Annotated in this window: 5 protein-coding genes and 1 other RNA gene; all 6 read left to right on the plus strand. The window is 43.4% G+C overall.

What is annotated here, in order from left to right; all coding sequences use genetic code 11:
* Positions 1 to 23: 23 nt before the first annotated feature.
* Complete coding sequence (gene sov, locus B050_RS0109225; protein WP_444542365.1) at positions 24 to 7,085, plus strand: T9SS outer membrane translocon Sov/SprA; 7,062 nt, start codon at positions 24 to 26, stop codon at positions 7,083 to 7,085.
* Between the two features lie 58 nt (positions 7,086 to 7,143).
* Positions 7,144 to 7,521: a glycine cleavage system protein GcvH gene (gene gcvH, locus B050_RS0109230; protein WP_018473631.1), complete on the plus strand. Its 378-nt coding sequence runs from the start codon at positions 7,144 to 7,146 to the stop codon at positions 7,519 to 7,521.
* Positions 7,514 to 7,906 carry a VanZ family protein gene (locus tag B050_RS0109235; RefSeq protein WP_229802486.1) on the plus strand — a complete coding sequence of 131 codons (393 nt, stop codon included), beginning with the start codon at positions 7,514 to 7,516 and terminating at the stop codon, positions 7,904 to 7,906. The genes gcvH and B050_RS0109235 overlap by 8 nt, the downstream gene beginning before the upstream one ends.
* Positions 7,907 to 7,979: 73 nt before the next feature.
* The gene (locus B050_RS0109240; RefSeq protein WP_018473633.1) at positions 7,980 to 8,654 is read left to right on the plus strand and encodes an energy transducer TonB; all 675 of its coding nucleotides are present in this window, start codon (positions 7,980 to 7,982) and stop codon (positions 8,652 to 8,654) included.
* A gap of 525 nt (positions 8,655 to 9,179) precedes the next feature.
* Positions 9,180 to 9,851: an energy transducer TonB gene (locus B050_RS0109245; protein ID WP_018473634.1), complete on the plus strand. Its 672-nt coding sequence runs from the start codon at positions 9,180 to 9,182 to the stop codon at positions 9,849 to 9,851.
* 183 nt (positions 9,852 to 10,034) lie between these two features.
* Positions 10,035 to 10,445: a transfer-messenger RNA gene (gene ssrA, locus B050_RS23075) on the plus strand.
* The last annotated feature ends 602 nt before the right edge of the window (positions 10,446 to 11,047 follow it).

The following is an 11,047-nucleotide window of genomic DNA, read 5'->3' on the forward strand; positions in this document are numbered from 1 at the left end:
TACCCTTAAAAGCTTCACTACTGGTGTTGCTTGCCGTAAGTATATTGACCTTTTCGAATACCGCTTATAGTCAAAATCAAGTCATTGACACCACTTCTACTAGACTTGACACTCTGGAGAAAAGAAAGGCCTTACCCTCCTTCCTACTGTGGGACAATTTTCAGACCAATCCTTTATATCCAAGACAAAATCCTTTAGAAAAAAGTTATAGCCCTTTTTATAACCTCCCCTCCTCTACCGAGAATGAGGTGGAAGTAGAGATGGATAGCACCATCCAGTACAGGGTATATGACCAGGTAGATTCCACTAATAGGGATGCTGGGTACAGCTTTGACTTCGAGGAATTTTCCAAAATTCAGGAACTGAAAATGCGCCAGGAATATTGGAGAAACAGGTCCCGAGGCTTATATGGAGAAAGTGCCGTAAGCGGGCGAAGCCTCATCCCTCCCATCACCATGAGTCCTACATTTGACCGGTTATTTGGGGGAAGTGAAATAAATATCGTCCCCACAGGCTATATCAACCTGGATTTTGGGGGGATTTTCCGGCGAATAGATAATCCGTCCATTCCTATCCGACAACAGCGCAATGGGGGATTTAATTTTGACCAGCAGATCCAAATGAGCGTCAATGGAAATTTGGGAGAGAAGATGCAAATCAATGCTAATTTTGATAGCAATAACTCCTTTGATTTCCAGAATCAGCTGAAAGTGGAGTATAAAGGGTTTGAAGAGGATATCATCAAGAGTATAGAAATCGGTAACGTCAGCATGCCGATTCAGAATAGCCTTATCCAGGGGTCTCAAAACCTCTTTGGGGTGAAGACCCAGATGCAATTTGGCAAACTCTTCATGACGGCGGTGGCCTCTACTCAGCGCGGTCAGCGGGATGAAATCATCATTGAGGCTAATGGCCAGGGAAGACCCTTTGAAATTCGGGCTTCCGAATATGATGATAATCGACACTTTTTCTTAGCCCACTTCTTTCGAGACAATTACGAGCGATGGCTTCGTGGCTTGCCCCAGATCCTGTCTGGCGTCAATATCACTCGTGTGGAAGTCTATATCATGAACAGGGCTAATAATACAGAGACCTTAAGGAATTTTTCTGCCTTCCTGGATTTGGGAGAAAGTGATGAGATCTATCGCCCTGACAATCCCAATATAGGCCCTGGAGTACCGGGAAGCCCTGCCGCCAATGGTTCCAATGACCTATTCGCTAATCTAACGGCAAATCCGTCTTACCGACCTTATGACCAATCTTCTTCGGCTATCGAAGGGGGGCTAGGACTCGTCAAGGGAACTGACTTTGTTCAGGTAAATGGCGCCAGAAAATTGGCTGCTAACGAGTACATTTTCCATAAAGAACTAGGTTACCTAAGCTTAAATCGTAAAATACTTAATGATGAGGTGATAGCCGTATCCTACGAATACACCTATAACGGGCGCTCCTATAAGGTAGGAGAAATGTCCGAAGACTACCAAAACCGAGCAGACTCGGATGTCATATTCCTAAAAATGCTCCGTCCCACGCAGATCAATACCAAGATACCCACCTGGGATCTGATGATGAAAAACGTGTATAATTTCAATGCCAATCAAATTCAAAAAGAAGGATTTCAGCTGCAAATCATTTATCGTGATGATCGTACGGGGATGGATAATCCTAGCCTTCTTGAAGGACAACAAGTAAAAGATCAACCTCTGATTGGTATCATGGGGCTGGATAATCTAAATCCGCAAAATGACCCTGCTCCTGATGGAAACTTCGATTTTGTGGAAGGACTTACCATCTTCCCTGAGCGGGGAATGCTGATCTTTCCCAAGCTAGAGCCTTTTGGGCAAACCCTGGCGAATGAATTCCTGCCTTCTGAGGAAAATCTGAAGGAGAAATTTGTCTATGACACCCTCTATCACACCACCAAGGCCGATGCTGAGATGGTAACCAAGCTCAACAAATATTATATCACGGGTAGTTTCACTGCTGGCTCCTCATCTGAGATTATGCTTCCGGGCTTGAATATTTCGGAAGGATCGGTCATCGTCCAGGCGGGCAATATTCCATTGACCGAAGGGGTGGATTATACCGTGGATTATAATATTGGAAGAGTAGTCATTATCAATGAGGGCGTTTTGGCTTCTGGGAAGCGGCTTTCCATCAGTTTTGAGAAGGCCGATTTGGTGTCCTTCCAGACGCGAAGCCTGCTGGGAACCCGCTTTGATTACCTTTTCAATGATAATCTGACCCTTGGAGGAACCTTCCTTTACCTAAACGAAAGGCCTAATATCACCCGTATAAGCACGGGAAGTGAGACAATAAAGAATAGTATCTGGGGTTTTGACCTGAACTATAATGATGAATCAAGATGGCTTACCAAGCTCGCAGATGCCCTGCCTTTTACGGACACTAAAGAGAAGTCATTGGTTAATTTTAGCGGGGAATTTGCCCATCTTATCCCCGGAACTTCCAATAAGGTAGATGGAGAAGGCGCCAGTTATATAGATGATTTTGAAACGGCCGTCACTCCCTTTAGCTTGAGTTCGCCCTCCACCTGGAGGCTATCTTCTACTCCTAAATCTGACAATAGTCAGTTTGATCTCAGCAATATCACCGGCAGTCAGCTCGGCAGTGCTTACCGTCGTGCCCGTCTAGCCTGGTATAATATAGACAATGTCTTTTATCGTCCCTCAGGGTCGGGCGTACCCGAAAACATCACCGATGCTGACCGGGCCAACCACTATGTGCGTAGTGTGGCTCCGCAAGAAATCTTCCCTGAGCGGGATAAGGATGTTATTGTCCTTCCAGAACCCTTATTTGAGTTGGCTTACTTTCCTCAGGAGCGGGGAATGTATAACTATAATCCCAACTTAAATAATAGAGGTTTACTCCCCAATCCGGAGGAAAACTATGGTGGGATAAGTCGAGTGATTACCTCCGACGTTGATTTTGACCGAACCAATATTGAATACATCGAATTTTGGATGATGGATCCTTTTATCTCAGGAGACAATGGCCGGGTGCTGGATGGGATATTTAATGAAAACAATACCACAGGGGGTAAGTTGATTTTCAACTTAGGAGAGATCTCTGAGGACATCATGCAAGATGGGCGTCATGCCTTTGAAAACGGCCTTCCACCGGATGGTGACCCTAGCAAAACCACCGAAAATGCATGGGGTAAGATCACCAATCAGCAATACCTCACCCCCGGTTTTGATAATTCTACCGAATCCAGGGCATTTCAGGATCTGGGCCTGGACGGCTTAAATAGCGAAGAAGAAGCAGCCTATTTTCAAGACCCATTTTTGAGTCGGATCAATGTGGATGCGGATGTATATCAACAGATCGAAAGCGATCCTTCCGCTGACCTCTTCCAATATTACCTCGGCAATCAGTGGGATACCGCCGATGCCAAGATCCTGGAAAGATACAAGTACTTCAATGGGATGGAGAACAATACTCCCATCGCCAACTCCAATGATCAGTACACTGCATCAGGAACCAACAAGCCTGATAATGAGGATCTCAATGGGGATAATACCATCAATGAGGTAGAGAGTTATTATGAATATGAAATTGACCTGAAGCCGAATAACCTGTTGGTAGGCCAAAATTATATTGTGGACAAAACCACCTCCACCCAGGAAGGGCAGGAAGTAAATTGGTACCTCTTCCGCATCCCTGTTCGTCAGCCAAACCGTGTGCAAGGGGACATCAGTGGGTTCAAGTCATTGAGATTTATAAGAACCTATTTGACGGATTTTGAACAACCTGTGGTGCTTCGTATGGCCAACTTCCAAATGGTGGGTAGTCAATGGAGGGTGTTTCAAGAGTCACTATTTGAAAAAGGACTATTTGAAATCCCGGAGCCTGATGTATCCAATACGACAATCAGTGTCGTGAATATCGAGGAGAACAGCCAGGGAAATGAAACTCAAAGCCCCTATGTGCTGCCTCCAGGCATCACCAGAGACCGCGATAATACCTCCGTAGTGGAGCGGCAGCTTAATGAGCAATCCCTGCAAATCTGCGTGGATAATCTGCAAGCGCGGGATGCTAGAGGGGTATTCAAAGGCTCCAATCTGGACCTAGTCCAATACGGAAGGTTAAAGATGTTTCTGCATGCTAATTCCATGGATGCCTCCAATGGTGAACTTTCGGCCTTCCTTCGACTTGGAACTGATTATACAGACAATTATTATGAAATAGAAGTTCCTCTGGAAATCACCCCTTTAGGGACTCGGGATCCTTACCAAATATGGCCTAGCCAAAACGAAATTGATATTGCCATCGAAGAAATCGTAGGCGTAAAATCTGAGCGAGATAATAGTCAACATTCCCAAAACCTCCCCTACACGGTACAGGTGCGACAGTATAAGGTGACGGTGGTGGGTCGTCCTGAGTTAAATTATGTTCAGGGGCTAATGATCGGGGTGAGGAATCCGGCCAGCACAGGGACAGCAAGTAAATCGGTATGCCTCTGGGCCAATGAGCTGCGGGTGGTGGACTTCACCAAAGGCAATGGCTGGGCGGCAAATGCCCGTCTAAGTGCAAAAATCGCAGATGTGGCCACCATTTCCTCCAGCATCAGACATAATTCTTTTGGGTTTGGAGGCTTGGAAACCAGGCTATCCGAGAGAAGTCGTGAATCTACCACTTCCTATGATGTCTCTGCCAATGTACAGGTGGATCGCTTATTACCAGAGGGGCTAAACCTTAGCATTCCGATGTATGTGAGCATGGAAAATGCTACTACCAAGCCGCAGTATGATCCTTTAAACCCCGACGTTCCTTTTGAGGTGGCCCTAGCCAAGTTCCGGACAGACGCCGAAAGAGAAGCCTACAGGGACTTAGTGCTCGACCAGGTAAAACGTAGAAATATCAGCTTCTCCAATGTGAGGAAGGTGCCTAAGGAAGGCAAAGAAAAGCAGCATCTTTATGACCTGTCAAACTTCTCCTTCTCCTATGCTTATGGCATTGTACAACAAAGCAATATTCGTACAGAAGACTATACTTATGAAACCTATCGTGGGAATATAGCATATAATTATGCACCTGCCCCTGTGGTAGTCGAGCCTTTCAAGAATTGGGGGATTTTCAAAAGCCCACATTTGCAACTGGTAAGAGACTTTAACCTGAACCTTGCCCCGAGTATGGTAACTGCACAGGTGGATGTGGACCGGAAATTCCTACGGACCCAGTACCGAAATGATCAATTAACCACAGTAGGGGTAGCGCCATTATTCCAGAAAACCTATTATCTAAATCGGTTTTTCAGTCTCAACTGGGACCTTACTAATAATCTGAGTTTTGACTACCGGGCTGGGGTAAATGCCATTGTGGATGAACCTCAGGGAGATATAGATTCCGAATCCAAGCGGGATTCCGTGCGTACCAATCTGAAGAAATTGGGTCGTCCTACGAATTATAACCATTCCTTTTTGCTCAATTATAATTTGCCTTTGGATAAAATCCCAGCCATCAATTGGATCAGTGCTGATTTCAGGTATGAGGCTACTTATAGTTGGGTGACGGGTTCGATAGGGCAAAAAGACAGCTTAGGAAATGTCATTCAGAACACCCGTGACCAGTCCTTTAACGGGAAGATGGACTTCACCCAGCTATATAATAAATCCGCCAAGCTGAAGGCCCTTAATGCCCCTAAGCGGCCAAGTATCCCGGGAAGGGTAAATAAAGCAGACACCATCAATACGGAAGGCTTCGGGAATGGCTTACTGAAATTTGCCATGATGCTAAAAGAAATATCCGGGCGTTTCAGCATTGCTGAGGGTACTTTTCTTCCTGGATATATGGAAAATACCGGACTATTTGGTTTGGACAGGAGTTTTATGAACCCAGGCTTAGGTTTCCTCTTTGGTAGTCAAAATAGTGATATCCGATACGATCTGGCAGCTGCGGGGGTGATGGCGCCCAGCGCAGAACTAACTCAGGCTTTCAGCCAAAATCAAGTAAAGAACCTGCAGATCAATGCCTTGCTGGAGCCTACACGGGATTTCAGGATTACCATAGACATGCGAAAAAGAGTGACGGGTCAGTATGCCGAAATATTCCGTGCAGATACAGACAATAGCCCTGACTATTCCTCCATAAATCCCAACCGACTGGGGGCTTATAATATTACCTATAATATGATCAAGACCTCCTTTGCAAAGGATGACAGTCAATATAATTCGCCGCTCTTTGACAACTTTGAATCCTATAGGGTTGTAGTAAAAAGCCGGTTGGAAGCCAGCAATCCTGGGGGAGAATATAATATCAATGGTCAAGATGTCTTGGTACCCGCCTTCCTCGCAGCTTACTCAGGCAAGACCCCTGAGGATATCGCCCTAAATCCCTTCCCGAAAGTTCCACTTCCCAACTGGCGGGTAGAATACCGGGGCCTGTCTCGCTTGAAGGTATTTGAGGAGACCTTTAGTTCGATCAATTTGACCCATAATTATACCTCTACCTATGATGTCAGTAATTTCTCCTCCTCCCTACTCTATCAGAATGGGCTAGAGCTTTACAATACGCTTCAGAACTACCCGCAAGCCAGTGTAACCGATGAATATGGCAGTTATATCCCCGTATTCATTTTTAATCAGGTGGTGATATCCGAGCGTTTTGGACCATTTATAGGGATCGATTTATTGACCAAGAATAGGATGAATATCTCCTTTGAGTTTAATAGAGAGAGAAATATTGGCTTAAACTTCTCCAATGCGCAGGTGACGGAACAGAAAAGCAAGGATTTCAGGTTTGAATTAGGCTATACCAAATCCGGAGTGAAGATACCGTTTAAGGTACAAGGACAGCAAGAGATCTTGGACAACGACCTTGAGATCCGCTTAAGCACGAGTATTGTGGACACCCAAACCCTTCAGCGGAAGATCGAAGAAGGGAGCACTGTGACCAATGGAAATTTAAATTTGCAAATCAGGCCCACTATAGGCTATATCATCAATCAAAATCTAAAAATCACCTTCTACTTTGACCGAATGGTGAACGATCCACGGATCACCACAGCCTATCGTAGGAGTTCTACCGCCTTTGGTGGACAATTACGATTTAATTTAGGCCAATAGGTTTCATGATTTGGTGAAAGCTTGTATTTTTGGCTTTGGTTAATCCTAAATATAACATATGAACTTTCCTAAAGACTTAAAGTACACAAAAGACCACGAATGGGTCAAAATCGAAGGAACTACTGCCACGATTGGCGTTACGGAATTTGCACAGCGTGAGCTTGGCGATATCGTATATGTAGAGGTAGAGACGGTCGGAGACACCATCGAAGCTGGCGAGGTATTTGGCACAGTAGAAGCCGTAAAGACTGTATCGGATTTATTTATGCCCTTGAGTGGTGAGATTACCGATTTTAATGAGGAACTGGAAGGCTCTCCTGAGTTGGTAAATGAGTCTCCTTATGAAGGTGGGTGGATGATCAAGATCAAATTTGATGGTGAACTGACGGACGAACTATTATCTTCAGAGCAATACGCTGAGTTGGTAGGTGAATAAACAAAGGCTATTTTGGGAAAGGTATATGCCGGCACTCGTGTGGTTGGTCATTCTATTATCCCTAATATTGTCTCCCGGCAGTAAGCTTCCTGACACCTCCAGATTACCTGGAATTGACAAAGTAGCTCATTTCAGTCTATTTGCTGGCTTGTTATTCTTGTTCTTAAGAGCCTCGAACCACCCTATTTTTGGGATCAGCAGAAAAAAAATAACTACTAACTACTTAGTTTTAGGAATTTTTTTTGCTATATTGGTAGAAGTTTTACAACAGATGGTTCCAAACAGAGCCTTTGATTTGCTGGATATTGCGGCAAACCTAATTGGAAGTGCAGCCGGTACTATTTGTTTTTATATTTTGTATAAGAAGAAAAGTAAGCTTGTATAAGTAAAAATAAATAGTTAGAATTGTTATCGCTAAAAAGAGCAAAAATTATTAACCTTTATATGAAGTATTAACTATGGAAGCTAAAAAGACACCAAAAGCTGATTTGACCAAGAAATCAGGAATGTTCCTGAACCTTGGACTATTGGTCAGCGTTGGTCTTACGCTGTTTGCTTTCGAGTACAAAACGTACGAAACAGGAGACCTGATGGATCTTGGGACAGTGGAAGACAACTTTGAAGAATTATTGGACATTCCGATTACGGAACAACCACCACCACCACCGCCGCCAGTAGAGCAGCCAATCATCGAGGAGATTCCTGATGAAGTGGAAATCGAAGAGAAAATCGAAGTAAATTTCGATGTTGATGTGAAAGAGGAGACGGTAATTAAGGAAGTGGTAATCGCTGATGCTCCTGTAGAGGAGAAAGCCGATGAGATCTTTGACGTTGTGGAAACCATGCCTACCCCTCCAGGTGGAATGGAAGGCTGGAACAAATACCTAAGCAAAAACTTGAAATACCCAACTCAAGCGAGAAGAATGGGAATCGAAGGTACTGTTTATGTAGTGTTCGTTGTTAATACAGATGGTTCTATCCAAGATGTTGGTATCCTTAGAGGTATCGGCGGAGGTTGTGATGAAGAAGCTATGAGAGTAGTGAAAAACGCTCCTAAGTGGGAACCAGGTAAGCAAAGAGGTCGCCCAGTTAGGGTAAAAATGAGACTTCCAATCCGATTTAAACTTAGCTAATTAGTTTTAAGTGAAAATATAAAAAGACTGTCATCGCTGACAGTCTTTTTTTTTGTCCTATTCTACTGGCGGCAGTAGTGATTATAAATGATTTTTTGCCTGAACGCCCCAATTAGCCGCCGAATACCTTTCTCTATATTAAATAAGCTTATTCCAGCCAAAGAGAATTACCTCCTATCTAATCTGAATAAGAGAGAATTAAATTCCTATTCTGAAAAATATAAACTGAGCTGATCGCTCAATACTCCGGACACTCAACTTTGATTACACTCCTATCTTGTTGGTCTCTGATAATAAACTATCCCGCTGAATAAATCCTCCCTGCTCCCCCCTATTGCCGAAGGTACCTCCCCTTTTGTAATCAGATTTCTCCACGTATTGAACATGAAGGAACTTTGTTTAACTAGTTTATTAGTTTTTAAACTAGTTATTTAGTATATTGATTATACCATAAGCAAATAGCGAGGAGATCCAGGATCTCTATTAATGGAATAATCACTTTTACTAATTAAAAACTACTCAAAAATGGAAAGCAAAAAACACCCCAAGGCAGACCTTCGAAGGAAATACAGTTTATTTCTCCATATAGGTTTATTTCTAAGTGCATCAATTGTCTTCATGGCCTTTGAATTTAGAAGTTATAGGCAATTTGCCAAGCTAGAGATTGAGGATACGAACAGCAATTTCGCGGATTTAATAGACATTCCGATTACGGTACATATGCCCCCATCCCCTCCCCTTGTAGAATTACCACTCATTACCACAATACCTGATGATAAGGTAATTATAGATAAAATCAGTACGGTCATTGATTTGCAGATTTCCAGTCCACAGCTAACCTTGAGCATTCCCACGGCAGCGCCTAAAGAAGATCTTGCGGATGAGGTCAAGGATTTCGTAGAAAAGATGCCCGCACCCATTGGTGGTATGGAAGCGTGGAACCGATACCTTCAAGCCAATTTAATTTACCCACGACAAGCGCGGAATATGGGAATAGAGGGCACAGTGTTCCTTGTATTTATAGTCAATAAGGATGGCTCTCTCCAAGACATCGAGATCCTACGGGGGATTGCAGGCGGATGCAGTGAAGAAGCGCTTAGAGTCCTTAAAAACGCCCCTAATTGGGAGCCTGGAAAACAAGGTAGCTCAGCAGTACGGGTAAAAATGAGAATTCCGATCCGATTCAGATTACAATAGGCATTCCTAAGAGCTATGAATGAATAGAGGAAGGCAATGACATGAAGTAAGTAGAAGCCCATGGAAGAATTGGATCAGTTCAGGTAGAAGTAATTTGGGCTTTATTCTAAAAAAAACGCGAGGTAAATGAAGATTTATGATATCTGGAACTAAAATTGTATTAGTTTTGTCTCTAGTACAAATGGGGCTGACCGGTTTTTGACAGTAGGAGTGAAGACTGGGCCGGCATGTCGGGTGGAGCATGTACGCCCGTGAATAATTCATGCGAACCATAATTGGCGAATCTAATTACGCCATGGCTGCCTAATCAGACCCGTCTAGGGACTGATACTGCTTAAAGGGTTGAGTCTACTAGGTAGATTCCCCAGCCACATCCCGCAGCTCTACGTTTTGGCTGAGCTGAATTTGGGGTGTCGACTTGCCAGAACTAGCGTTGGAAATGCTGTTAATCCTTCGCGAAATTAAAACAGCTAAGCATCCGGATAGCTGTGTCATCCAGCAGTCCATTGACGAAAACCAAATTGATGACTAAACATGTAGAAGGTACGGTGTTTCCCTATCTGGACCAGGGTTCGAATCCCTGCAGCTCCACTTGACGGCACAAATCCAAATTTGAAGGATTTGTGCCTTTATTTTTAGAAGATAATTCACTATTTATCAGATAGATAAGCTTGATAAATTTATTAACCTCGGGAGTTCGAACTTTTTCTGCCTGAAAAGTTATTTTTTTTATAAATAAAGTCGAACTCAGTATAATTTTCTTCTCCTCGACACTCGCATTTTCATAGAAGTCTCCAAGCCTACCCATGACCAACAAACCCCTGTCTATCATTAATTTACAGTTTTTTTTTTTAAGGGTTAACTTCAATGAAAAAAAACAGAAGAAGGTGTTCAATTTTACTAACTGCTTAAATAATTGGACTGGTTTTGTTGCCTAAACTAGTAACAAAATGATCGAAGAACTAATCAAAAATNTCCGACTCTCATCAAGTGGTCGCAAGTTGCTTACCTCACAACAAAAAGCATTCATTGTTGAAAATTGGGAATCCTCTGGCTTATCTTGCCCCGAATATTGCCATTGACACGGACTGATCACCAGTTAAGTGTACAATTGGCGATCCAACGCTAAATCAGGAGCTATTATGAGTATTAAGAATCAAGGGGACTTACATACCAAAGCAGAATTAGAACTACTC

Source organism: Echinicola pacifica DSM 19836, assembly GCF_000373245.1.
In the GTDB taxonomy this organism is placed as follows: Bacteria; Bacteroidota; Bacteroidia; order Cytophagales; family Cyclobacteriaceae; genus Echinicola; species Echinicola pacifica.

What these genes read in the sequence shown, in the direction of transcription:
- B050_RS0109240 (WP_018473633.1), top strand. Translation starts at nt 7,980, where the DNA reads ATGGAAGCTAAAAAGACACCAAAAGCTGATTTGACCAAGAAATCAGGA.
- gcvH (WP_018473631.1), top strand. Translation starts at nt 7,144, where the DNA reads ATGAACTTTCCTAAAGACTTAAAGTACACAAAAGACCACGAATGGGTC.
- B050_RS0109245 (WP_018473634.1), top strand. Translation starts at nt 9,180, where the DNA reads ATGGAAAGCAAAAAACACCCCAAGGCAGACCTTCGAAGGAAATACAGT.